A 22,714-nucleotide genomic window follows, 5' to 3' on the forward strand; every position below is an offset into this window, starting at 1 on the left:
CACTCAAAACAGAAAGCCTGACCGCAGATAATTCTGTGATCAGGCTATTCAGTTCTTAAAGTTTTGTCACTCAACAAAAGAGGGTTAAGTTAACCCTGTAGATGAATGAGCTGCGCTCTGTGGCTTCGCTGCCTCATTAGCGGCAGCCTGTTCGCGGAGCATTTCAGCTTTTGATTTCTTTTCAGATGCCGATTTAAGCTGACCACAAGCTGCCATAATATCCCGGCCGCGTGGTGTACGGATAGGAGCAGAAATGCCGCTTTCAAACACGATGTTTGAAAAACGCTCGATCTGCTTCCAGTCACTACATTCATACTCTGTACCCGGCCATGGGTTGAACGGGATGAGGTTTACTTTCGCAGGGAGCTTATATTTCCGCATCAGTCGCACAAGTTCACGTGCATCTTCATCGCTGTCGTTCACGCCTTTAAGCATTGCATATTCAAACGTGATACGGCGCGCATTATGGGCACCCGGATAGTTGGCACATGCTGAAAGCACTGCATCCAGGTTATACTTTTTGTTAATCGGCATAATATCTGTGCGCACGTCATCACGAACAGCATGCAGAGACACAGCCAGGTTCACACCAATTTCTTCACCGCAGCGTTCCATATGCGGCACAACACCTGATGTAGAAAGCGTAATACGGCGACGAGAAAGCTGGATACCTTCTTCATCCATGATGATTTCAAGCGATTTCTTCACATTATCAAAGTTGTAAAGTGGCTCGCCCATGCCCATCATTACAATATTTGTAACCATGCGGCCTTCAGTTGGGTTTTCCCATTCACCGAGATCATCACGGGCAATCATCATCTGCGCCACGATTTCGCCCGCTGTCAGGTTCCGCACAAGGCGCATAGTGCCTGTATGACAGAACTTACAGTTCAGCGTACAGCCCACTTGTGATGAAACACAAAGTGTGCCGCGGCCTTCTTCTGGAATATATACCGCTTCGGCCTCATTGCCGTCTGCAAAACGGATAAGATACTTGCGTGTGCCGTCATTCGAATATTGCGCTTCCACAATTTCAGGACGCTCAATCACAAACCCAGTTTTCAGAAGAGCACGCATATCTTTTGAAATAGTGGTCATCACATCAAAATCGGTTGCGCCGCGGTGATAAACCCAGTGCCAAAGCTGGGTTGTACGCATACGGAGCTGCTTTTCCGGCACGCCAAAATCACGAAGAGCATCCTTAAGCTCATCACGGCTCAGGCCTAAGAGGTTGATTTTTCCGTCTGTGAAATCTGCGCCAATGCGCGGCTGAACAATCGGCTCATGGCCGTTTGGTGTAACTTGCATTTTGTTTTCCCTGCCTTTTGCAGCTCTGTTCAAGGGATAGCTGCTCCAGGTCGCTTCGGGCTTGCGGGCGTTTCACCCACAAGCGGTTAATTTTGGCGCCTTCCTATGCCTTGGCGCTCTAAAAGTAAAGGAAAAAGCCTATTTAGCCTTATCACCTTTGAATGTAGGTGCTTTCCCAAACACCCCAAAGAGAGGATGCAGCCACCCAAGTGGTCTGATGATTAATTCATACAGAAGCACACATCCGCCACTTGTAATCACAAGAAGTGACAGAAATTCCATTGTTGCACCAAGGGCAAAGCCAGAAAGCCAAACGCCCGCCACCACAATAATGGTTTGGTGAAGGATATAATAAGGGAACACCGCTTTGGTGAAATAAGAAAGCGCGCTGCTTGGTTTATTGAGATAATCCTGGGCAGCACCAAAGATCACCATAATGACCGCCCAAGCATATACCACACGGCCGATTCGAGCGACCTGAAGCGGGATTTCCTGCGTTTCAATAAAGCTCCAGTTATTCCATGTAAGCGTAAGCACTGCTCCTAAAACAACAACGGCGATTGCTGCCTTTCTCCATCCGGTTTTCAAGAGCATCCAGAACTGCTCATTTTTCGCCAGGAGAATACCAATCAGGAAGTAAGTGCCGTACCGCGCATGCGCACCCCAGTCTCCAAACAGATTATGTTTTTCCGGGTAGTACATATCCACAGTAAAGCGGTAGAGAACAAAAATAAGAGCCGGGAGTATAAATATACGGCCACCGCCAAACCAGCGCGAGAACCACGGCTTTTCCAGCTGCCCTGAAAGCCATGTAATAGGTCGGAACACCCCCCCTGCGAGCGCGCAATAAATCAGTAAGTAAGCCACATACCAAAGATGGTTCCATGTGGGAATATGCACGCTGAAATCATCAGTACCAATCAGGTAGGTGATATAGAAGTCCCAAAACCCGGGCTGTATTTCCCCTGACGCAAGAAGCTCATAGTAAGATTGCGGGGCCACGATCACATGCATACCGAAGAAAAGCGGGATAAAGAGCTTGGCAAACCGAACGAAACCCGCCTTCCAAAGGGTTGCTTGTTTATCGTAGTAATAGCGAATCGCGATTCCTGAAATAAAGAACAACAAAGAAAGCCGCCATGGGTTCAAAAGCCGCATGGCTGGCTCAGAAAACTCACCAGCGTAAGGGCTTTTTACGTGCCAGCCCCACGTTACATAATACATGCCTATATGATAAAATATCAGGAGGCCGAATGCGATTACCCGCACCCAATCAAGATCATATCGTCTCGTGTTCATTTTTCGTATCTATCCTCATATGCCGTGAACAAAAACATGAGGAGTGTATGAACCGGTCCCCTAAATAACTCAGCTCCCGTGACATCAAGAACATGGCCTGTGGGATAAACGGTAAAACAGATAAAATCGGTTGGGCTAAAAGGTTTCACCCTTGGGATAAGCGGTAAAGGCATTGTTTTACATAGAGTTGCAGGCTGCGTCCGATTCACATAACATGCCCCCATGGAACAGAGAGAAAACAATCCAAGCTTCAAAGAACAATTGCAACGTGACTGGCAAGCATTTGCGGTAATCGCTGCTATTATCTCGGTTTTCATATGGATGAATACAGGGTCTTTGATCACAGAAACCGAACGTAGTGGCGCGGGAACCCATTGGGGCAAGCACCTTATTGGCGAAGCATCCAGCGGGATGGTTTCGATTATTCTATCTGTTTTTGCTGTTCGGGTTTTTCAGCTTTACCCTTTTAACCGTGATCAATTTCTAAGGTCCGCGTCCATCTATCTGGGCATGGCAATCGCCTTTTCTTTTTTACATGTAAGTATGATGGTAGGACTGAGGAAGGTTTTCTGGTTGATTCTTTTCGAGTCGAACTATCAATTTTTCGGTGATGTGATGAGGGATAGCTTCTACGAGTTCCGCAAAGACGCTGTCACTTTCTCTATGTTCTATCTGGTTTATAGTTTTTTCAGACAGTCAGCAGAGAAAAAAGAAGCACCCAGCATCACCCTTAAATGCGGCAGTACAACGGTACATCTAAAGCCGCAAGAATTTCTGTTCGCTAAAAGTGCAGGGAATTATGCTGAACTGGAAACATCCCATAGCCAACAACTGGTCAGGGCAACACTCAAGGAACTAGAAGAAGAACTACAAAAGGCTGGCTGTGATGCGGTTCGTATTCACAGATCATACATTGTGAACAGACAGGCCATATCAGAAACCAGCCCTATTGCTGGTGGTGATATAGCGCTCAAACTAAAAAGCGGTCACCAGCTACGCGCCAGTCGCCGCTATAAATCTTCTTTATCCGCAACTGCTTAGCGGCAAGCCTGTGTGATTGCATTATAAGCGGCGGTAAACCCGGAAAGGCTATAATTATCCGTGGTGTTTGTGCCGCGTTGGCTGGTTGCTTTCACCACCAGGCGGTTCCCGCGCTTCATGGAAGCCACGGCACCTCTGTCATCCTTCGGGTCATAGGCCCATGCACTGTTACCTTCCGTAAAGAAGCTAAGCCCGCGACGACCATCAACACTGAAGGAAGCATCACTACCCTGACGTACAGGATAACCAAACACCAAGTTTACTTCATCCTTCACACCGTATTCCGGGCGGTGAGAAACCATGATGTATATTTCACCGCGGCGAACATTCCTTTTACTGGCTCGGGATGATTTAGGTGTACTTATCATATGGCAAGTGCGCTTGGCGCCAGTACCGTATACAAAGGCTTCCCAATCCCTGAAAGAACCAAGGTGCCTGCGGCTATCTTGCGAAAATGATGGTGTTGAAAATGCAAAGGCAGCGATAAGTGCACTGCTGATTAAAGCCCCAAATTTCATCAATCCAACCTATATATTTTTAACAACTATACGTCTTGCTTTAACTTGCGCTCTGCCCGTCTGGACCGTACGCCGCCATGCACATGCTCTGGCTTTGGTTCCGGTTTTCGCCCTGTCATAAGTGGTCTATCAGGGTAGCCGCCAAGAACTCTATGCCTATCATACATAACGATTGCACCAGCAGTAGCAACATTAAGTGAGAATTTTGTCGGGATTTTGATCAAGCTGTTGCAGCGCGCCTTCATTTCTTCACTAAGGGAAGAGCGTTCACCACCAAGCACATAAACCGCCTGAGTAGGGTGTTTAAAGCTCGGCAAATCAACCGCGTCATCATCAATTTCAACACCTACAAGCTGGCAGCCTTGCGGAATTTCTACCTCAGCCACAGATTCGTAATTGAAGAATGGGATGTTGTTCGCAGTTTTACTGGTATCTACATAATCCTTGGTTACATACTCACCAGTATGAGCAACAATTTTTGGGTTCACAGCAAACGCGAAAGACGCGCCAAAAGCATGCGCTGTGCGGATAAGGTTCCCCATATTGCCGCGCTTTGATGCATTATCGATCCCGATCCCAAAATAACCACGCATTCTATGCTTCTCTCTTCACTTGCGCTCCTTTGCGCGCATCCGGGTGAAGCGCTGCAACAAGGCACGTTAAAACAATGATGGCAGAAGCTATAATCAGGGACGCTTCAAGATTCCACTCAAAAGCTAGGCCCATCACCATATTTGCAATCGGCAACAGCCCCACCGCCATAAACATAAAGATACTCATCACCCGGCCCAACAGTTTCTCTGGTGTACGTTTCTGGAGCCATGTGGTGAAATGCACCCACACCCAACTGTCTCCAGCGCCCGCGAGGAAAAATACAAACATGGCCCACTGATAAGGTTCATAAAGCACGACAAGCGCAAGCGTTGAGCCTGACATGATGAAGATAAGGAACATAGCGCGGAGCAAATTCTCAGGCTTTGGCCCCCTCATCATCCCACCAACCATGGAACCAATGAAAGCCCCGCCGCCGTAGGCCGCGATCTGAAGCCCATAAACATAGCTCCATTCTACAAAGCGTTCCTTGGCAAGGGCGGGAAGCCCAACAAATATTGGTGCCTGAAAGAAGAACTGCAACACAGCAATACCGATAAAACCAAGCCGCACAGCTGGTTGGTTCCATACCCAAACGAGCGCTTCTTTCACTTCCTGCAGCATGGATGTTTTTTCTTCACCGTCCGCTTCATCCTTCTTGCGTGTTTTCACAAAAAGAAGCGTGCAGAAAGAAACAGCAAATGTAAGGCCATCTATAAAGAAAGCACGAGCAAAACCCATCCGGTTATCATCATATCCTGCAACAAAACCGTCGCCTGAATGACTCATGGTATTAATTTCACCAGCGATAATAATACCGCCGATCACAGGCCCGAACACCACCGCCAGATACATACCCATCTGAACCAGTGCATTACCCCCCTGAAGTTCATCAGGCTTAACAAGGCTTGGCAGGATAGACGTGGTCGCTGGATAAAAGAAGGCATCGGCAATACCAAAGGCAAGTGCTACAGCAAATACCAGTTCAATAGATGCCAGATCAGCATAAATCAGCCATGCCAGGAACATGATGAAGATAAAGCGCAAAACATTGGTTACCAGCATCACAGCACGTGGGCTGTAACGGTCCACCACCGCGCCACCAAACAATAACAGAATCGCGCGCGGAAGCCCCTGTACGGCAAGCACCGCACCTACAAGCGCTGGGCTATCTGTCATGGCAAGCACCAACATCGGGAAAGCAAGCACGCTGATATGATCCCCCACCACGGAGATAAATTCCCCGAACCAGAAGGTCATGAAATTGCGGTCTTTGAAGAGCTGTTTCATAAATTTATGCCTGTAATCCCAATAAGTGCCGTGCTAGAGCTTGCTCATATAGTATTTTTACGAGGTTGATGGCTCATATGTCCGATAACACTGCAACAACAGAAACATCAGAAGCAAAACAAAGCTCCTGGGTCAAGCTTCTGGTGGAGTTCGGGCCCTTGATGGTGTTCTTCATCAGCTACAAATATGGTAAAAATATCATAGATCTGCTCACGGGTTTTGGTTTTGATATTGAACCGAGCGACACGAATTCACTGTTTGTTGCTACAGCGGTTTTCATGCTCTCCATGACGGCAGCCATGCTGTTTGGCTACTTTAAAATGGGCCATATCAGCGCTATGCAAAAGTTCACCTTCGTGATTGTTATGGTGATGGGTGGGCTGACCCTCTATCTACAGAATGAAATCTTTGTAAAAATGAAACCCAGCCTGATTTACGGTGTCTTCTCCATAATCTTACTGTTTGGTTTATGGCGAGATAAGCTTTACCTGAAAGCTGTGATGCAGATGGCCTTTGAGCTGGAGGATCATGTATGGCGCAAACTTACAAAGGCCTATATTCTGTTTTTCATCAGTTTAATTGTGGCTAACGAATTGATCTGGCGCAACTTCGATAATGATACATGGGTGAATTTCAAAACCTTTGGCCTTACCGGCGCGCTCTTCATCTTTATTATTGGCCAGAGCCTGTTCCTCGTGAAATATCTGCCTCAGGATGAAGAATAGGCCTAAATCCAGCCTATCTAGTTTTTAGCTATGTGCTCAAGCTCACGTTTCGCAATGCTCAGAACCGTTTCTCTTGAATGACCAATTTTAATGTAGGTTCTCAGCCCCATATAGATGGCAACTATTCTATCTGCTTCTTCTCTGGCGTGTTCGGCAGAAATTTCTCTTACGGAAGCCCGTAGAACATCGGCAATAGCGTTACCAAGATTCCCGAAAGAATTTCTCACAAAATCAGCAACTTCCTCGTCCCTTGATGCATGCTCGATAGCGGCATCACATAACAAACACCCGCGATACGCAGCCGTGAAGTTTTTTTCTGCGGTCACATAATCAAGAAGTGCACCAAGGCTTTCAGAGAAAGAGGTGTGTTTTGTCACTGCCGCTATGGCTTCACCCATATGTACTTCTGAATAGTGCTGCAGAACCGCCATATACAGACGGTGCTTATTCTCAAACGTATTATAGAGACTGCCACGTTTAATACCGGTTGCATTCTCTAAGTCATCTGTAGACGTGCCGTCATAGCCATTCTCCCAAAACACATACATAGCTTTTGAAAGAATATCTTCTTTATTAAACGCCAGTGGTCTACCCATTTTTACCGTGCACTCAGTTTATTGATGAAGAGAGGCCACTATCAGATTTTACCTTCCGAAGTGCAACCTTGATAATTATTGAACCTTCATACCAAAATATATATAGTGCCTCTTGAAGCAGGAAATAACCACTGTGGAAAAGGCCGTCCATACAGCCATCTTTCCGCTGTTAAACCGATGTAAAATTTAAAGTCTGCTGCACAAAAGCCCTTGCAGCACCGAAAGGTACCTAGAATGACAAACCTCGAGAAAAAAACTGTAAAAACATGGTTCAATATGAAAGCTTTCGTTCTTGCAGGACTAAGCTTGTGTGCGGTAACAATAGGTGCTGCCGCTTATGTGGGACACGGAGATAACTCTGAAACTTATATAGGCGAAGCAACATACGAAAAGCTTATCTCTGCCAAGGGTGATATCCGGGTTCCTAAGAACTTCCGTACAGATTATGTGATGCTCGGCAGTTGGTCTGTAGCGGGAGACGCTGATACGGGCGGCGAGGTTGGGCTACATATCGTTTACTCAACCCGTGAAGCCGTTGACGCATACAGGAAAACTGGCGAGTTCCCGGACGGTACTATCATTGTAAAAGAATTATTCAGTGGGCACACCGAATTCCTGACAACAGGCGAAGCAACACGCGCTGATAAATTGGCCGGTTATTTTGTGATGATTAAAGACGGAAAAGGCCGTTTTGCTGAAAACCCACTATGGGGCGAAGGTTGGGGCTGGGCATTCTTTGGTGCCGATAACACTGAAAAAACACAGTCCACAAACTATCAGGAAGACTGCATGGCTTGCCACGAGCCAGCAAGAAAAACTGATTTTATCTATACAGACGCTTATCCCGTTTTAAAGAAATAACAGTTATTCTATGCTCTGCCTTTAGGGCATCCGGTCTCTAGAGGCAGTTCTACAAATAACAGCTCTATCCCGCATAGTAAGTGTGCATATTTACTGGGCGGTATTTTATCCAGTTTTCTCTGCTTCTAGTTTTAACACCTACCTACCCAAACCATTATGGTGTCAATATATAGTTGAACTTTAAAACCTTTAGCCTTACTAGTGCCTTTTTTATTCGTATTATTACAATAGGTTTACCAGCAGCGAAGAGCTGCCGCAGCATAACCGATAGAACTAAATCCATTGAACGGGGGTCAAAATGGATCAAAAAACCGACGTTGTCGTCGTTGCTTTCTGCGATGAGTTACGCCTACTAAAACTGCAAGCACGTTCTTTTGCAAAATATGCCTCAGGTGAAAGCATTGGCAATATCTATATTATTTTGCATGACAACAAAGTGCAGGAATTTACACGCTATTTCAAAAAACACATATTGCCTGAGTATGGACATCTCAGGGGTAAGATAAGACTAACCCCCTATACGAGTGTTTTAGGACATCGTCTTGACACACCGAATTGGTGGACACAACAATCCATTAAAATTCTCGCATCTTCACTTGTCGAAACAGCACACTATCTAATACTGGATTGTAAAAACCATTTAATCCGCCCTCTGGAACGCTCAAAGCTCTACACAGCCGACAATAAGATGTTGATGCCACTAGGGCATTATCATAAAGATTTTGATGATAAGCTTCAAAACGCCTTCAAATATTTTGGTGGTGAAGGCACCCCTGTTTTAGACAAGGCATTACCTACGATTACGCCATTTCTGATTAAGAAAAACATCGCCCAAAATATTATCAATCATATAGAAACCAAAGAGAAAAAACCTTTCCACGAGGTCTTTATTGAACAGAAATTCACTGAGTTTTTTCTATATTTTGGCTATCTACTTGCCCGGTATGGATCAATAGATGCGTTTTATGCTGAATCTGGTCTCATCGTTCTAGCATACTTCGATGATTGCCTTCATGATACCGACAAAGTGGATAGTTTTGACACATATATCAATATGGAAACGGTTTATTCTCTGGGCGTTCACCGGAAGATTGTTGATCAAGCTGATTCTCGTTTAAAAGGCCGTATTGCTCATCATTGGAAAACATATGGCTTGGTATCAAATGAAGAGGAAGCGGATTATTTTAGTTCAATGTACTCAAGTGCGGAAAACCCCAATAGGCTTGGATTTCTATCAAGCATCAAAGAATTTATAGCTAGAGTTTAAGCTTTTTCCCAACCTTCCGGGTTGGTGAACGGTGCAAAGTTTTCTTGTCCCTGTACTTCACGGAAATGCTTCAAAACCCAGTGCACACTGGGGAATGCCAGTTCCTCCCACGGGATTTCATCCCATGTAAACAGCGCCACGTCTTCACTTTCCATGCCCGGCTCAAACTCTGGCGAAGGTAGAGCTGCCCGGTACATCATATGTACCTGGCTGATACGGGTAACCGAATAAACAGCCAGCAAATCTTGCGGCACTATCTTGGCCCTTGCTTCTTCCCAGGCTTCACGTACAGCGCCGTCTATTGGCCTCTCGCCCATTTCAAGGAACCCGGCGGGGATGGTCCACTTACCTTTTTGCGGGTAGATAGCCCGCTTACACAAAAGGAATTTATCCTCAAACGTTACCACTGCCCCCGCAATAATCTTCGGGTTTTCATAAGCGATAAAACCACAATCCTTGCAAACCATGCGCTCATGATCATCTCCATCAGGGATGGTTCTGTGAAAGGTATCCATTTTATTGTGTGGGTCTGTCATCCCTATAACTTGGGGCTAGTATTGCCCTTCGTCCAGCAGAAACTTAAAGCCATCCATTAGCACGTGCTATCCGCGCCGCTTCAATCCGGTTTGATGCTTCCAGTTTCTGTGTCGCTGTAGAGAGATAATTCCGCACAGTACCCGGTGCGATATCTAGTATGCGAGCGATTTCCTTGCTGGATTTGCCGTCTTCAGCAAGCTTCAGCGCATGGCTTTCCCGGGTCGTAAGCGGGTTCGGTGTCCCCCAAATAGTATCCATCAATTCAGGTGAAATAACCTTGCCGCCCATGTTAATTTTACGAACAGCGTCCGCAAGCTTAGCGGATGGTGCATCTTTGAGAAGATACCCTTTCACACCCAAATCCATAGCGCGGCGCATATACCCCGCGCGCCCAAAGGTGGTTACAATAAGCACGCCAATATTCATACCTCGCTCTTTGATCTCTGCCGCGAGATCAAGACCGGTTTTCCCAGGCATTTCAATATCAGAAATCAGAATATCCGGCTTATGTTCCAGAAGCATCTCTATGGCTTCATTGCCGTCTTTAGCTTGACCGACAATTTCAAAATCATGCTCAAGTGAAAGTAGCGCCGCAAGTGCACCCAGAATTAAATCCTGATCTTCTGCAATAACAATACGGATCATGATAAACGTACCTCAGCAAGCGGTATAGCCGCTTCAATTCGGGTTCCTTCTTCCGACATAATATTCAAATAACCGCCAAGTGCTTCAATCCGCTCTCGCATACCTTTAAGCCCGTTTCCTTCTTTCTTAATCTTGCCGCAACCATCATCTTCTATGCTCAACAGAAGGTCATCACCTTGCCCGGTAATCTTAACCGTACATCTTTCAGCACCAGCATGACGCACGATATTAGTCACCGCCTCGCGAATAACCATGGCAACTGCATTTTCCAGAGAGCTTGGTAACTCAATCTGTTCATTCACAAAGTTAAGGCTGATATCAGCAGCACTCAGCGCCTGCCGGGCGGCCGCAATTTCTGACACAAGCGTATGGCTTTTCATCCCGGTAATGGTCGCTCTAACATCCGCAAGGGCTTTTCTTGCTGTGCTGTGGATATCTTCAATTTCTGATTTTGCGCGAACAGGATCGTGGTCAACAAGCTTGCCCGCAAGCTCAGACTTAACAGAGATAAGCGAGAGTGTGTGCCCGAGCACATCATGCATATCGCGGGCTATGCGTTCTCGTTCCACCTGCACGGCCATGGCCCGCACTTCTTCCTGGCTAGCTTTTAAGGCCTCGTTTTTCGCGCGGAACTGTGTGCCTGCAATACAGGCTCCACCTGTCATAGACATAAAGAAGACCGCAGGGCCAATAAAAGGAATACCATATCCCATAAACATGCCGTATCCCGCAGTGATCACCACAATAACCACCAATGTCCAGATAGCGAGCCGCCTATCTTCAATATAGCCCGCCATCGCAGCGGCATAGACAGCAAACACATTAGAAGTCAGCATAACGGGAGAGCCAATAACCGTAAGGATAATAAGAGACGCAATAAAGGGCAGAACATCCGCACCTTTTTTCCTCGTACCTACAAGATAAATCACCAGAAACGCCGGGATAAGAAACGCCGTATATATAAGCTCGGTTGAGGTCGGTGCCCTGAATACCCATGGAAAGAAATAGATGAAGAGATATCCCAGCCACGGATATGGGCTATCAAACCAGCTCTTCTTTTCTGTATCAGTGCAATTTGCCACGATAATATATCCCTAATGTTCCCAATAGTTTGGCAGCAACACTCTGCTGTGTCACTGCCAAAATACTTATCCTTTGCGGTCGCTATCCATATGCCGCCACGCGCTAAAGGCAAATGCACCAAAGAGAATACCAAAAGATAGGATAATACCGACATGAGCAATCACATTCAGCTGGCTTTCAACACCAACAATTTCCAGTGCCAAAGCGCCTAAATGATAACTGGGTAGCGCAATCGCAATCTTGGAGAAAATTGCTGGGAACACTGGTAGCGGCACCCACAAACCACCGAAGATAGACATCAAGAAAAACACCAGATTGGTAATACCAGCTGCCGCCTGTGTTTTACCGCGCAAGCCAATAGCAAGCCCCATAAAAGCAAATGGGATTGTTGTCAGGATATTAAGACCAATCAGGCTTAACCACTGAACTGGTTCAAGACTTACTCCACCCACAGTGATAGCAATAATAAACAAGCCACCAGTTACCATCATACTGAAGCTTATGGTCATCAAAAGCTTTGCAGTGAAAAACACCATCGTCGGCAGCGGCGCCGCACGTTTGATCTCAAGCCAGCCTTCATCCCGCTCATTAGCAATCGCCGCACCAAAGGCAAACAGGCTCGCTGTCATTGAACCAAAAACACCGTAGGTCGCCAAAAGGTATGCCGCTCGCTCAGGTGACGGAGTACCGATGAGAGACCCAAACACAAAATAAAACAGCATGGGGAACATCAGCGTGGGCAATGAGAACTGAGGCATTCTAAATGCTTTTAGAAACTCTGTTTTATATTCACTTACAAGAATAGTCAGGTTCGAAACTTTCATCGCCGCCGTGCTCATGCCGCTTCTCCCATATTGCCAGAGTGTTTATTTTTATTTGTGATATCAAGGAAAGCACTCTCCAGGCCTACCTGCGAAACCTTCAGGTCTTTCACCTCAAAACCTTCTTTAAAGAGATATGCCAGACACGGCTCTGCCTCACTGACAGAGATTTTGATTGTTTGCCCGGTTTCTACCACCGAATGCACCCCCGGCAGGCCTTTGATCAGATCAGCACCAGCGTTGGTTTGAAGTTCAATCACCTTTTCAGCTGATAATGCTTTAATTTCTGCCGGTGTACCGTCTGCCACCAGTTGCCCGTCAGCCATCACTACAATTCTATCCGCAAGGGCATCAGCTTCTTCAAGATAGTGTGTTGTGAGGATGACACCCTGTCCGCGTGCAACACAAGCACGTACCGCCTGCCAAAGTGTGTGACGGGTCTCAATATCAAGACCAACAGTTGGTTCATCAAGAATGACAAAATCAGCATTCCCGCACAGAGCAAGCGCAAGCTGTACCCTACGCTTTTGCCCGCCCGATAAGCCCCCATATCGCTGTTTGAGAAACGGTGTTAACTGGAGCATTTCCACCAATTCTTCGATTGGCACAGGGTTTGGGTAGTAACTGCTGAAAAGCTTGATGTGTTCTTCAGCTGTTAAAAGGTTCGGTAGTTCCGCTGACTGAAGCATCGCCCCAATTGCACGGCGCGCTTCAATAGACCCTGCTTTGTGACCAAGGATGGTAACACTACCTTCTGTGGGTTCTACAAGCCCAAGCGCTAATGAAATTGAGGTAGTTTTCCCGGCACCATTTTCACCAAGAAGGGCCGTTAGCTCGCCTTTCCGAAAGGAAATATCAAGTCCATCAACGGCTCTCTTATCGCCATATGTTTTAGTGAGGTTTTTATAGGATATCGTTTGCTCTAAAGTCGCTGTCATGACCACGGCCTCCATTGATTACCCTTTAAAGGTAAGGAAACCGCACAGCAGAAAACAGTCATGCATGTCACATCTCATGCATGACAAATGTCATGGGTATATAATTTTGCCTCTAAACGCGAATATCAATAATTTGTCCGAGCGGCTGATTGCGCTCTTGTTCCTGTTGAACAGATAACCTGCCAACAGGCGCTTCCCGAAGAGGTACGCCAGTTTCCTCTGCAACACGCTGCTGTGCTGCCTCAAGTTCTTGAGGTGTTGAAAGCTGACCTGCACGTTCACTTTGCCTTACTGGAAGGCGGCGTGATGCGGGAATATTTTCGTTAACACGGGCATTTGGTTCACGCGCAATTTCCTGCTGCGGTGTTCCTTGGTTGACATTGGCCGGATTCGGCCTGGCGTTAACGCGATTTGATTGAAGCTGTGCCTGCAACTGCCCCTGCAAGCCGGCATTCGTTGAATTAATATCGACCATGGTAAAACGGCCTAGTCATAATTTATGGAGCTATTTCATAGCTATACCGCGGGCTGACGACTTCTTCGGGCCCCGAAAGCTCAGAAAATTCTACCTGAGCAACCTCACAGTTCTATCTCTATGCGGCTATAGTTTAAAAATCGTTGCTGTTGAGCAAATTGTCAAGAAACGCCTGAATTTTAGGCTTATCTGCATCATTAACCGCTTCTAAGGCCCGATTTAACGTAGAAATCGCGGATTTTTTATCACCTTGTGATACTTGAGATCGTGCAAGCATCATCCAACCTTGCGAATCAGTAGGGTTTTCTTCCAGTTTTGCCTCAAGACGCGCCATCATGGAGCGGATAAATTCCTGCCGATCCTCAGCAGTCATCGCATTCACATTATCAATCTGGTCCTGTGATAATTTTGGAGGACGTACTCCCATATCTTGCAAATGCTTGTTTACTGTGGGCATCCAAGGTGCGTCAGCGGCTGACGATTCTGCAAGAGCAAGCCAAACAGTTTTCGCGCCTTCTTCGTCCCCTGCCTGCAAACGGGTAAGCCCTAAATAGTAATGAGCAGCCGGGTGATTAGGTTCTGCACGCAATAGGTCCTGTAACACCATTTTAGCGGCTGGTGTTATCTTGCCCTGCGCCATCGCGATATAGCTTTCGAGCATATCCACCTGATAACGGCTGTCTTCTGGCTGAAGGCGTACAATATTTTTATAGGCATTGATCGTGCGGCTATAATCCCCAACGGACCGGGCTGTTTTCGCCATCACAGACCAGCCTTCAATATCATCGGGGTTCGCATCAAGGTGCAGCTGTATTTTATCAAGCGCTTCCCGGAAGGTTGGACCACCTTCTGTTACCTCAGCATTTTGCATCGTAACAAAAACACCGGGTTTTGATTGAGCATTGGGGCTACCCAGTTGGCTGTAAACAAGCCACGCACCAATAACAACAGCACCAGCAATTGGCAGAACTGTTGATACGGATCCTGAAAATAATGTTTTACTTTCAGCTTTCCGAACCGTTTTCAAAATACGTCGTTCAATTTCAAGCTTTGCAGAAGCCGCCGATTCTTCATCAAGAATACCACGTTCTACATCAGCCGTAATTTCTTCAAGCTGCTCTTTATAGTGGGAAAGCGGATCTGCATCCCTATCTGCTGCACCAGATTTTACCGTGATAAGCAAAACAGCAACCAGCGCGATGGCAACGCAGAACAACCAAATCATTTACCATCTCCTTCACGGAGAATAGCATTGAGCTTTTCCTGTTCTTCCGATGAGAGCGGAGCTGGTCCAGCTTGCTCACGCCTTGACCGCATAACCCCATACGCCACGAGCAGAAGAAGCAAAAACGGCGAACCCCACAATAGATATGTAGATGTATTCACGGGCGGCTCTAAAAGCACCCAATCACCATAACGGTCAACAAGGTAAGCCCGCACATTATCGGGGCTATCACCAAGCGATATACGTTCACGCACAATCTGTCTCAGATCACGGGCAAGGTCAGCGTTTGAATCTTCAATAGACTGGTTCTGGCACACCAGGCAGCGGATTTCTTTCATCAGCGCCCGAGCCATTGCTTCCTTCACAGGGTCTTTAAGCGGCTTATCATCTACAGCCACCGCAAACACAGTGATCGATAGAGTTACAACAATCAATATGGAACCAAACCAACGCAGCATCACTGAAGCTCCTCTAACTGAGGCAGCAGTTGAACACGTAAACTATCACCTACGATTGGCCCCCAGTGCCGGTAACGGATCACACCTTCACCATCAATAAGGAAGGTTTCAGGCACACCGGAAACACCCCAATCAATGGCTAAACGACCATCACGGTCTACACCAGCAGCCGCATAAGGGTTGCCAAGTTCATCAAGGAAATCACGGGAAGCTTCTGGATCATCTTTATAAGCAATACCGATAACATCAACGGTGTACCCACTGGCCAGCGTTACCAGATTTTCATGTTCCGCACGGCACGGCAGGCACCAACTTGCAAAGAAATTCACAATCACAGGCTTACCCGAACGAAGGCGTGCATCAGTAAGTGCAGACTGGCCATCAAACAGATTTGGGATTTCAAATGTCGGCACAGGTTTGCCGATCATCACGCTTTTAATTTCTTTGGGGTTTCTGTCACTCATCATCACTGAGAGAAAAACACCAACAAGCACCACAACAATAAGAAGCGGGATAAATCTACCAAAGCCGTTCATTATGCTGCTCCTGCTGCGGATTTATTGCGCTTACCTTTGGGTGCGCCAATGCGCTTACGCCTGTCAGTCAACGAGAAAATACCACCCACAATCATGAAAGTTGCGCCAAGCCATAAGAAGGAAATAAACGGCTTAAAGTACAACCTTACAGACCATTTACCTTCACCCGCACTTTCACCAATTACGGCATATAAATCACCTGTCCAGATAGGGGCGATAGCAGCCTCTGTCGTATTCATCACCTGATCAGTGTAAACACGGTCTTCCGGGAAAAGCTGGTTAAATACCTGTCCATCTTCAGCGACAGTGAAATGCCCACGGATAGCGGTATAATTAGGGCCAGCAACAGGTTCCACACCATGAAGGCGAAAACTAAACCCGGCGACTTCAGCCTGCTCACCCGGTGCCATGATCAAAAGCTTTTCTGTGGTCCACGCTTCACTAACAGTGATACCAAGCAGGATCACACCAATACCAAGGTGGGCAAAGCTCATGCCCCACGTGGCACGCGGCAAAGCCTTCATGCGGGATAAAACTTTCGCAGGCTTTTTAAACAGCTGCAGGCGTTCAAAAAGCTCAAGAAATACGGATACAATCAACCAAAGAGCCAGCCCAAGACCAAAGCCCGTCATCAACAACCCACCAGCACTATCCCAGGCAACGGCCAAAAAGGCTACAAGTGCCACTATAAGGGCTGGAATCAACATCTGCCCTGCGCGGCCGATTCGCCCACGCTTCCACGCGAGAAGCGGACCAAACCCAAGTGCCACGATCAGCGGTGACATAAGAACGATAGCGGCAAATTCAAAGAAAGGTGGTCCGACTGTGATCTGTGCACCACCCGTAGCCTCAAGCATCATGGGATAAAGCGTACCCACAAGCACAACAGCTGCGAAGGTGCTGAGGAGAATATTATTCAGCACAAGCGCGCTTTCACGGCTCACCATACCGAACAAACCGCTTGGAGACAGCTTCGGCGCACGCCATGCATAAAGGCTAAGGGAACCACCCACAACAACTGCTAAAAACCCGAGTATATAAAGCCCACGTTCTGGATCATTGGCGAATGAATGAACACTGGTGATCACACCAGAGCGCACCATAAAGGTACCAAACAGGCTGAAAGAAAACGCGATGATCGCAAGAAGGATTGTCCAGCTTTTCAGCGCATCCCGTTTTTCCACTACAATTGATGAATGCAGAAGCGCTGATGCGATAAGCCACGGCATGAAAGCAGCATTTTCAACCGGGTCCCAGAACCACCAACCGCCCCAGCCAAGCTCATAGTAAGCCCACCAACTACCAAGGACGAGCCCGCCCGTAAGCAGCATCCAGGCAGATAGTGTCCAGGGCCTTACCCAACGTGCCCAAAGGGGTGTTACCTCCCCTTCAATCAGTGCAGCCACCGCAAAGGAAAAAGCAATGCTCAAGCCCACATAGCCCAGATAAAGCATAGGCGGATGAAACGCGAGGCCCGGGTCCTGTAGAAGCGGGTTAAGACCGTTACCTTCAACAGGTACTGGGTCAAGCCTCAAGAACGGGTTGCTTGTAAAGAGAATGAAGATAAGGAACCCAACGATAAGCGCACTCTGCACCGCGAGCACACGTGAACGAAACCTTAGTGGCAGCTCTTTACCCCGCCATGCAACTGCGGAGGCAAACAGTGTGAGCGTTAATACCCACAGCATAAGGCTACCTTCGTGGTTACCCCAGACGCCGGAAATTTTATAAAGCATGGGTTTAGCCGTATGTGAATTCGCTGCCACATTCAAAACAGAGAAGTCAGAGATCACATAAGCATATGTAAGTGCACCAAAAGCGATGAGCGCCATTAGAAACTGGCCATAAATCACCCGGTCCGCCAGCCCCATAAGCCGAGCATCGCTCCGCGCAATACCTACATGCGGTACTATCGCCCCTACAAGGGCAAGCATCAAGGCTACAGCAAGTGCAAAATGGCCAATTTCAGGGATCACAGTTTAATACCCCGCAGCTTTTTCAGGGTGCTCACACGCTTCTACATTCTTCGGCATCGTGCCTTTAGGTGTGTAATTTTCGTCATGCTTTGCTAGCACAGTATCTGCCATGAAGGTCCCGGTCGCATCCAAGGCACCTTCGGTTACAACACCTTGTCCTTCACGGAATAGATCAGGCAACAGGCCCTTGAACTGAACAGGGATATCTGCCGCACAGTCTGTTACTACGAATTTATACGTCAGGCCATCTTCAAGCTTTTTGAAGCTTCCATCCTGCACCAAACCACCAAGACGGAAACGCTGTCCCGCCTGAATTTTCTTCTCTAGTACACTGGAAGGCTGCAAAAACAGGCTAAGGCTATCACCGCCAAGGGCGAAAAGCACCAGAAGCACAGCCCCCACAAGCGCCGCAACAGCGGTTGAAAGCACAATTAGCCTCTGTTTTTTACGAGATTTAAGGCCCTTTGACACGTTACCGTTTCCTTCTGCGGCTTCTAAGCTCAGCCACTTTCGCATTGGATGCTTTCATACGGCGGTAGCTCAACCCTGCCAAAAGCAAGAGAGCAACAGCTGAAATACCGTATGTTGCCGCAATATAAAATGAGTAATCACCCGCCATAATGATGTACTTTCACGTTTGCGGCTTGCGCCAGTGCGGAGATTTTCCGCTCGTTAATTTCCAGTTTCATGCGCCACAGGAATACCACCACAAAATAAGCTTTATAAGCGACCGCAAGGGTTAGAAGCGGAATAAGCATATCTGTATGGATAGTTGGTCCATCAAGGCGCATCACACTTGCTGGCTGGTGAAGGGTGTTCCACCACTCCACAGAAAACTTGATAATCGGCAAGTTCACAACACCTACAAGCGCGAGAATTGACGTAGCCTTGCCGGCCTTGTCTTCATCTTCAATTCCTTGCCAAAGCGCCATATAACCGAGATAGAAAAAGAACAGCACAAGCACACTTGTCATGCGGCCATCCCACTCCCAATAAGTACCCCACATAGGCTTACCCCAAAGGGAACCTGTAATAAGTGCGAGAAGCGTAAACACAGCGCCTATTGGCGCTGCAGCTTTTCCGGAAATCAATGCGAGTGGGTGTTTCCAAACAAGGGCTACAAAACCAGAAACCGCGAGAACACCGTATACAAACATGGCCATCCAGGCCGCTGGTACATGTACATACATCATCCGCACACTGGAACCCTGCTGGTAATCTTCCGGGCTTGCGAACAGCGCATAATAAAGCCCAACCACCAGCGTGATAACGGTGATAGCAATCGCCCACGGCAAAATCTTATCTGCCAGGCGGTTAAACTGTGCTGGATTTGCGAATCTATGCATGGCCCTTACCTAAAGAGAAACGCTGGTTTCAGCAAGTGCGACTTGGTGTCTCAGCGTTCTGTATTTCCTTACTCCAGTGATAACCTAAGTGCTGCTGCTGTTGCAAATGGGGATACCACAATTCCCACAAGTGTTACTGCCCCGAGAAGCGCCAGATGGGGTGTTGGGTCTGCGCTTAATATAACTGCATCCACAGCACCTACCCCAAAAATCAGCGTCGGGATATAAAGCGGCAATACGAGAAGTGACATCAAAACCCCACCACGCCTCACGGAAACCGTAAGTGCCGCACCAATCGCCCCAAACAAACTAAGCGCTGGCGTACCGATAAGGAGCGAAACAACCAAAAACAAATAGCCTTCATTCGGTAACTGCATCAACATAGCCAGAAGCGGTGCCATCACCACAAGCGGCAGCACAGTTGATATCCAGTGCGCCAGTGTTTTAGCTGCGGCAATACCCATCATACCAATGGGGGATAAAGCGAGATCATCAAGGCTGCCATCTTCGAAATCTGCCTGAAACAATCGATCAAGGCTAAGCAGGCAGGCGAGCAGTGCCACCACCCAAATCACTCCGGCCGCTATCCGTGCCAGCATTTGTGGTTCTGGCCCTACACCAAATGGGAACAAGCTTACAGCAATCAGGAAAAAGGAAAGCGCCATGGTGCCCGTGCCGCCTTGCGACCATGCAAGCTTAATATCCCGGCGTACAACAGCCCAGAAAACACCTGTGCTTTTAACTGCTGCCGTCATAACCAATATTCCTGCCCGGATGCTTTGGCTTCAAAATCCGCCATCATCAGGGTTTTACCGCCCAAATTCAGAGGATCATGAGAAGCTGCCAGAATAATACCGCCACCGTTCAAATGGTCCTGCATAACAGCTTCAAGCCTGCCTCTGTTTTCTGCATCCAACCCCACGGTTGGTTCATCCATTAACCAGATAGGGCGGTCAAGCAAACAAAACCGCAGAAGTGAACAGCGGTGCGTTTGACCGCTGGAAAAATACCGGACAGGCGTATCAATCAGATCATAAAGATCAAACCTATCTACAGCAGCTTCCAGTGTTTCGTAAGCAAGCGATCCACCTGTCATCAACTTCACGTAATTTTCGGAATTTTCTCTCAGCGTAAGAACAGGTTTAAGAGCATGCTGGTGGCCAGAATAAATCACATGCGCAGATGCGGCCACATCAGAACCCAGCATAGAATCGCCAGCAAAACTGGCCGAACCGGTGCGAGTTTCAAGCAAACCTGCAAGCAACCGAATGAGCGTGGATTTTCCGCTACCGTTCGCGCCTTTCAGATGCAAATATTCACCAGCCTTTACTTCAAAAGAAAGGCCTTCAAACACCATACGCCCACCCCGCCAGCAGGATAAGTTATCCCCACGGTAAACATGTGTTTCATCACTATTATTTTGCACTCTGCTCATGGCTGCACGCTACAGAATAGCGGGCTGGGGAACAAGCGCATTATTGTCGCGGGTTAAATGAAGATCATACAGCCTCTTTTCGGCCGCGGCTAAACCCACTATATAATAAGCTTATCTGGTGACGGGAGCTTTATGAATTTAGAGGCATGGATATGGCCTGACGGGGTGCTGATAGCGGCAGTTGTGCTTATTGCGCAAATTCTTGCCAGCATCCAGATTATGCGCACCAAAGAGGAAGTAAGGTCAGCAGTATCGTGGCTAGGCCTTGTTTGGCTTGCTCCTATCTTTGGGCTTTTGATGTATCTTCTTTTCGGCATCAACCGCATTCAGCGGAGAGCTCGGCTATCCCGGGAAAAACGCGGCCTACGCCCCCGTTCAGGTGAACTTGTTGACCCGGGTGGCCCTCAGATTATCGACGGTATACCAGATGCACCGAACCGCTGGCGCGCGCATGACAGGCTTTCTGGTCGTGTAAGCGCGCAGCAGCTAGCGCTCGGCAACAAAATCACTCCGCTTGAAGGTGGCCGCCAGGCTTATGACGCGATGATAAAAGCGATTGACGGTGCTGAACATACAGTTGCGCTCACCACCTATATTTTTCAGGCTGATCAGGCAGGCAGACGTTTTGTAGCGGCTCTTGCCCGCGCAAAAGATAGAGGCGTGGAAGTACGAGTGCTGGTGGATGCTGTTGGCAATCTTTACGGTTTCAAACCTGTTTCCAACCTTCTCAGGCGGCTCAAAGTTCCGGTTACTTCTTTCAACCCAGCGCGTTTCTCCTGGCGGCTTGCTTTCTTTAATCTGCGCACGCACCGGAAACTGCTGATCATTGACGGAAAACTAGGTTTTGCGGGTGGAATGAATATCAGAAAGCATCACCTTGAACGGAGTGACGGCACCCCGCGCGTGCGCGATACACATTTCGCGCTTGAAGGCCCCATTGTCACCCAGATGATGGATGCCTTCGCAGATGACTGGGCTTTCTCAAGCGGCGAAGAATTACCGGAGGAAAAATGGCTGCCTCCAATCGCACCGATTGAAGATGGTAGCCCGGCACGAGCCATCGCTGATGGCCCCGATGAACGCCGCCAGAAAACAGCGATGATTGTTGAAAGCGCACTGGCTTCAGCGCGTAAACATGTGCAGATTATCACGCCTTATTTTCTGCCGGAACAGGCACTTATTGAAGCTCTGAAACAAGCATCCTTGCGTGGCGTGCAGGTCGACATTCTTGTGCCAGAGAAAAGCAACCTTCCCATGTTCGGTATGGCCGCTATGTCTGGTGTACGGCAACTGGTGCAGGCGGGCTGTAACCTCTATATGTCCAAACCACCATTTGATCATTCGAAGTTAATGGTTGTGGATAAGCGCTGGTCTCTGTTCGGCTCTTCAAACTGGGATGCGCGTTCTCTGAAATTGAATTTTGAATTCAACGTAGAAATTTATGATGAAGCCTTCAATTCACAGCTTCGCAGCTGGGTTTCAGAACGCTTCACGTCAGCAAAACTGATGAATCTGGAAGCCTTAAACAAACGCCCAAGATACAAGCGTATCCTGGGCCGTATTCTTTGGCTCGCAAGCCCTTATCTCTAGATGTTCGATTTGACCTACATACCCCTCATTTTAGTTTTGATATTCGAGGCTATGGCCTACTGCTTTATCCTGAGGGGTTACTACATCTTGCTATTAAAAGTTCACCAATATTTTAAAGGTGTCATAAAGGCGATTTTTGCCCTGTTACTTTGG

26 protein-coding genes are annotated in these 22,714 nt (G+C 47.7%); 5 read left to right on the top strand and 21 right to left on the bottom strand.

The window, feature by feature from the left end:
- Nucleotides 1-84: 84 nt before the first annotated feature.
- Nucleotides 85-1,308: a dual-specificity RNA methyltransferase RlmN gene (gene rlmN / locus MF542_RS10960; RefSeq protein WP_247019164.1), complete on the bottom strand. Its 1,224-nt coding sequence runs from the start codon at nucleotides 1,306-1,308 to the stop codon at nucleotides 85-87.
- 138 nt (nucleotides 1,309-1,446) lie between these two features.
- A complete protein-coding gene (locus MF542_RS10965; RefSeq protein WP_247019166.1) occupies nucleotides 1,447-2,607 on the bottom strand; it encodes an acyltransferase family protein in 1,161 nt (386 codons plus the stop codon).
- Nucleotides 2,608-2,829: 222 nt separating this feature from the next.
- Between MF542_RS10965 and MF542_RS10970 the strand changes: the two genes are divergently transcribed.
- Nucleotides 2,830-3,648, top strand: a complete 819-nt coding sequence (locus MF542_RS10970; RefSeq protein WP_247019168.1) for a LytTR family DNA-binding domain-containing protein — start codon at nucleotides 2,830-2,832, stop codon at nucleotides 3,646-3,648.
- Here the strand turns inward: MF542_RS10970 and MF542_RS10975 are convergent.
- From MF542_RS10975 to MF542_RS10985, 3 genes are read right to left on the bottom strand one after another with little or no spacing between them, the layout of a single operon-like run.
- The gene (locus MF542_RS10975; RefSeq protein WP_247019170.1) at nucleotides 3,645-4,166 is read right to left on the bottom strand and encodes an invasion associated locus B family protein; all 522 of its coding nucleotides are present in this window, start codon (nucleotides 4,164-4,166) and stop codon (nucleotides 3,645-3,647) included. The two genes, MF542_RS10970 and MF542_RS10975, sit on opposite strands and share 4 nt — an antisense overlap.
- Nucleotides 4,167-4,192: 26 nt before the next feature.
- Entirely contained in the window at nucleotides 4,193-4,759 is a 567-nt protein-coding gene (locus MF542_RS10980) for an RNA methyltransferase (RefSeq protein WP_247019178.1), read from the bottom strand.
- A 1-nt stretch (nucleotide 4,760) separates the two neighbouring features.
- Nucleotides 4,761-6,047 carry an MFS transporter gene (locus MF542_RS10985; RefSeq protein WP_247019180.1) on the bottom strand — a complete coding sequence of 429 codons (1,287 nt, stop codon included), beginning with the start codon at nucleotides 6,045-6,047 and terminating at the stop codon, nucleotides 4,761-4,763.
- 77 nt (nucleotides 6,048-6,124) lie between these two features.
- On the opposite strand from MF542_RS10985, the gene MF542_RS10990 reads away from it, so the two are divergent.
- Nucleotides 6,125-6,772 (top strand): inner membrane-spanning protein YciB, encoded by a 648-nt coding sequence (locus MF542_RS10990; RefSeq protein WP_247019182.1) that lies wholly within the window; start codon nucleotides 6,125-6,127, stop codon nucleotides 6,770-6,772.
- Between the two features lie 17 nt (nucleotides 6,773-6,789).
- Here MF542_RS10990 and MF542_RS10995 read toward each other — a convergent pair whose 3' ends face one another.
- Nucleotides 6,790-7,368, bottom strand: coding sequence for a TetR/AcrR family transcriptional regulator (locus MF542_RS10995; protein ID WP_247019184.1), 579 nt, complete (start codon nucleotides 7,366-7,368; stop codon nucleotides 6,790-6,792).
- A 234-nt stretch (nucleotides 7,369-7,602) separates the two neighbouring features.
- Here MF542_RS10995 and MF542_RS11000 point away from each other — a divergent pair, with 234 nt between their 5' ends.
- Together MF542_RS11000 and MF542_RS11005 are read left to right on the top strand one after the other, a co-directional pair.
- Nucleotides 7,603-8,229, top strand: coding sequence for a cytochrome P460 family protein (locus MF542_RS11000; protein WP_247019186.1), 627 nt, complete (start codon nucleotides 7,603-7,605; stop codon nucleotides 8,227-8,229).
- Nucleotides 8,230-8,527: 298 nt separating this feature from the next.
- Complete coding sequence (locus MF542_RS11005) at nucleotides 8,528-9,496, top strand: DUF6492 family protein (protein WP_247019188.1); 969 nt, start codon at nucleotides 8,528-8,530, stop codon at nucleotides 9,494-9,496.
- Here MF542_RS11005 and MF542_RS11010 read toward each other — a convergent pair.
- The 15 genes from MF542_RS11010 to ccmA all read right to left on the bottom strand — a co-directional run bounded on the left by MF542_RS11010 (nucleotide 9,493) and on the right by ccmA (nucleotide 20,971).
- A complete protein-coding gene (locus tag MF542_RS11010; protein WP_247019190.1) occupies nucleotides 9,493-10,032 on the bottom strand; it encodes an NUDIX hydrolase in 540 nt (179 codons plus the stop codon). The genes MF542_RS11005 and MF542_RS11010 overlap by 4 nt on opposite strands.
- A 43-nt stretch (nucleotides 10,033-10,075) precedes the next feature.
- Nucleotides 10,076-10,678: a response regulator transcription factor gene (locus MF542_RS11015; RefSeq protein ID WP_247019192.1), complete on the bottom strand. Its 603-nt coding sequence runs from the start codon at nucleotides 10,676-10,678 to the stop codon at nucleotides 10,076-10,078.
- Complete coding sequence (locus MF542_RS17820; protein WP_247019194.1) at nucleotides 10,675-11,760, bottom strand: sensor histidine kinase; 1,086 nt, start codon at nucleotides 11,758-11,760, stop codon at nucleotides 10,675-10,677. The genes MF542_RS11015 and MF542_RS17820 overlap by 4 nt, the downstream gene beginning before the upstream one ends.
- A gap of 66 nt (nucleotides 11,761-11,826) precedes the next feature.
- On the bottom strand, nucleotides 11,827-12,600 hold the full coding sequence (locus MF542_RS11025; protein WP_247019196.1) for an ABC transporter permease: 774 nt from the start codon (nucleotides 12,598-12,600) through the stop codon (nucleotides 11,827-11,829).
- On the bottom strand, nucleotides 12,597-13,520 hold the full coding sequence (locus MF542_RS11030; protein WP_247019198.1) for an ABC transporter ATP-binding protein: 924 nt from the start codon (nucleotides 13,518-13,520) through the stop codon (nucleotides 12,597-12,599). Before MF542_RS11030 ends, MF542_RS11025 begins: the two co-directional genes overlap by 4 nt.
- 112 nt (nucleotides 13,521-13,632) lie before the next feature.
- Nucleotides 13,633-13,995: a hypothetical protein gene (locus MF542_RS11035; RefSeq protein ID WP_247019200.1), complete on the bottom strand. Its 363-nt coding sequence runs from the start codon at nucleotides 13,993-13,995 to the stop codon at nucleotides 13,633-13,635.
- A 133-nt stretch (nucleotides 13,996-14,128) separates the two neighbouring features.
- Nucleotides 14,129-15,220: a c-type cytochrome biogenesis protein CcmI gene (gene ccmI / locus MF542_RS11040; protein ID WP_247019202.1), complete on the bottom strand. Its 1,092-nt coding sequence runs from the start codon at nucleotides 15,218-15,220 to the stop codon at nucleotides 14,129-14,131.
- Complete coding sequence (locus tag MF542_RS11045) at nucleotides 15,217-15,678, bottom strand: cytochrome c-type biogenesis protein (protein ID WP_247019205.1); 462 nt, start codon at nucleotides 15,676-15,678, stop codon at nucleotides 15,217-15,219. Before MF542_RS11045 ends, ccmI begins: the two co-directional genes overlap by 4 nt.
- Nucleotides 15,678-16,214: a DsbE family thiol:disulfide interchange protein gene (locus tag MF542_RS11050; protein ID WP_247019206.1), complete on the bottom strand. Its 537-nt coding sequence runs from the start codon at nucleotides 16,212-16,214 to the stop codon at nucleotides 15,678-15,680. Before MF542_RS11050 ends, MF542_RS11045 begins: the two co-directional genes overlap by 1 nt.
- Nucleotides 16,214-18,190 (bottom strand): heme lyase CcmF/NrfE family subunit, encoded by a 1,977-nt coding sequence (locus MF542_RS11055; RefSeq protein ID WP_247019208.1) that lies wholly within the window; start codon nucleotides 18,188-18,190, stop codon nucleotides 16,214-16,216. The genes MF542_RS11050 and MF542_RS11055 overlap by 1 nt, the downstream gene beginning before the upstream one ends.
- Before the next feature lie 3 nt (nucleotides 18,191-18,193).
- Nucleotides 18,194-18,661: a cytochrome c maturation protein CcmE gene (ccmE, locus tag MF542_RS11060; RefSeq protein ID WP_247019210.1), complete on the bottom strand. Its 468-nt coding sequence runs from the start codon at nucleotides 18,659-18,661 to the stop codon at nucleotides 18,194-18,196.
- Nucleotide 18,662: 1 nt separating this feature from the next.
- On the bottom strand, nucleotides 18,663-18,809 hold the full coding sequence (gene ccmD, locus MF542_RS11065) for a heme exporter protein CcmD (RefSeq protein WP_247019212.1): 147 nt from the start codon (nucleotides 18,807-18,809) through the stop codon (nucleotides 18,663-18,665).
- Nucleotides 18,799-19,536, bottom strand: coding sequence for a heme ABC transporter permease (locus MF542_RS11070; RefSeq protein ID WP_247019214.1), 738 nt, complete (start codon nucleotides 19,534-19,536; stop codon nucleotides 18,799-18,801). The genes ccmD and MF542_RS11070 overlap by 11 nt, the downstream gene beginning before the upstream one ends.
- A gap of 68 nt (nucleotides 19,537-19,604) precedes the next feature.
- A complete protein-coding gene (gene ccmB, locus MF542_RS11075) occupies nucleotides 19,605-20,291 on the bottom strand; it encodes a heme exporter protein CcmB (RefSeq protein ID WP_247019216.1) in 687 nt (228 codons plus the stop codon).
- Complete coding sequence (ccmA, locus tag MF542_RS11080) at nucleotides 20,288-20,971, bottom strand: heme ABC exporter ATP-binding protein CcmA (RefSeq protein ID WP_247019218.1); 684 nt, start codon at nucleotides 20,969-20,971, stop codon at nucleotides 20,288-20,290. The genes ccmB and ccmA overlap by 4 nt, the downstream gene beginning before the upstream one ends.
- A gap of 132 nt (nucleotides 20,972-21,103) precedes the next feature.
- Between ccmA and cls the strand changes: the two genes are divergently transcribed.
- Nucleotides 21,104-22,561: a cardiolipin synthase gene (cls, locus tag MF542_RS11085; protein WP_247019226.1), complete on the top strand. Its 1,458-nt coding sequence runs from the start codon at nucleotides 21,104-21,106 to the stop codon at nucleotides 22,559-22,561.
- Nucleotides 22,562-22,714: the final 153 nt, after the last annotated feature.

This window comes from Kordiimonas laminariae (genome assembly GCF_023008165.1).
GTDB lineage: Bacteria > Pseudomonadota > Alphaproteobacteria > Sphingomonadales > Kordiimonadaceae > Kordiimonas > Kordiimonas laminariae.

Excerpts from the sequence above, each read along its gene's own strand:
- rlmN (WP_247019164.1), bottom strand. The coding sequence starts at position 1,308 with ATGCAAGTTACACCAAACGGCCATGAGCCGATTGTTCAGCCGCGCATT.
- MF542_RS10965 (WP_247019166.1), bottom strand. The coding sequence starts at position 2,607 with ATGAACACGAGACGATATGATCTTGATTGGGTGCGGGTAATCGCATTC.
- MF542_RS10970 (WP_247019168.1), top strand. The coding sequence starts at position 2,830 with ATGGAACAGAGAGAAAACAATCCAAGCTTCAAAGAACAATTGCAACGT.
- MF542_RS10975 (WP_247019170.1), bottom strand. The coding sequence starts at position 4,166 with ATGAAATTTGGGGCTTTAATCAGCAGTGCACTTATCGCTGCCTTTGCA.
- MF542_RS10980 (WP_247019178.1), bottom strand. The coding sequence starts at position 4,759 with ATGCGTGGTTATTTTGGGATCGGGATCGATAATGCATCAAAGCGCGGC.
- MF542_RS10985 (WP_247019180.1), bottom strand. The coding sequence starts at position 6,047 with ATGAAACAGCTCTTCAAAGACCGCAATTTCATGACCTTCTGGTTCGGG.
- MF542_RS10990 (WP_247019182.1), top strand. The coding sequence starts at position 6,125 with ATGTCCGATAACACTGCAACAACAGAAACATCAGAAGCAAAACAAAGC.
- MF542_RS10995 (WP_247019184.1), bottom strand. The coding sequence starts at position 7,368 with ATGGGTAGACCACTGGCGTTTAATAAAGAAGATATTCTTTCAAAAGCT.
- MF542_RS11000 (WP_247019186.1), top strand. The coding sequence starts at position 7,603 with ATGACAAACCTCGAGAAAAAAACTGTAAAAACATGGTTCAATATGAAA.
- MF542_RS11005 (WP_247019188.1), top strand. The coding sequence starts at position 8,528 with ATGGATCAAAAAACCGACGTTGTCGTCGTTGCTTTCTGCGATGAGTTA.
- MF542_RS11010 (WP_247019190.1), bottom strand. The coding sequence starts at position 10,032 with ATGACAGACCCACACAATAAAATGGATACCTTTCACAGAACCATCCCT.
- MF542_RS11015 (WP_247019192.1), bottom strand. The coding sequence starts at position 10,678 with ATGATCCGTATTGTTATTGCAGAAGATCAGGATTTAATTCTGGGTGCA.
- MF542_RS11025 (WP_247019196.1), bottom strand. The coding sequence starts at position 12,600 with ATGAGCACGGCGGCGATGAAAGTTTCGAACCTGACTATTCTTGTAAGT.
- MF542_RS11030 (WP_247019198.1), bottom strand. The coding sequence starts at position 13,520 with ATGACAGCGACTTTAGAGCAAACGATATCCTATAAAAACCTCACTAAA.
- MF542_RS11035 (WP_247019200.1), bottom strand. The coding sequence starts at position 13,995 with ATGGTCGATATTAATTCAACGAATGCCGGCTTGCAGGGGCAGTTGCAG.
- ccmI (WP_247019202.1), bottom strand. The coding sequence starts at position 15,220 with ATGATTTGGTTGTTCTGCGTTGCCATCGCGCTGGTTGCTGTTTTGCTT.
- MF542_RS11045 (WP_247019205.1), bottom strand. The coding sequence starts at position 15,678 with ATGCTGCGTTGGTTTGGTTCCATATTGATTGTTGTAACTCTATCGATC.
- MF542_RS11050 (WP_247019206.1), bottom strand. The coding sequence starts at position 16,214 with ATGAACGGCTTTGGTAGATTTATCCCGCTTCTTATTGTTGTGGTGCTT.
- ccmD (WP_247019212.1), bottom strand. The coding sequence starts at position 18,809 with ATGGCGGGTGATTACTCATTTTATATTGCGGCAACATACGGTATTTCA.
- MF542_RS11070 (WP_247019214.1), bottom strand. The coding sequence starts at position 19,536 with ATGCATAGATTCGCAAATCCAGCACAGTTTAACCGCCTGGCAGATAAG.
- ccmB (WP_247019216.1), bottom strand. The coding sequence starts at position 20,291 with ATGACGGCAGCAGTTAAAAGCACAGGTGTTTTCTGGGCTGTTGTACGC.
- ccmA (WP_247019218.1), bottom strand. The coding sequence starts at position 20,971 with ATGAGCAGAGTGCAAAATAATAGTGATGAAACACATGTTTACCGTGGG.
- cls (WP_247019226.1), top strand. The coding sequence starts at position 21,104 with ATGAATTTAGAGGCATGGATATGGCCTGACGGGGTGCTGATAGCGGCA.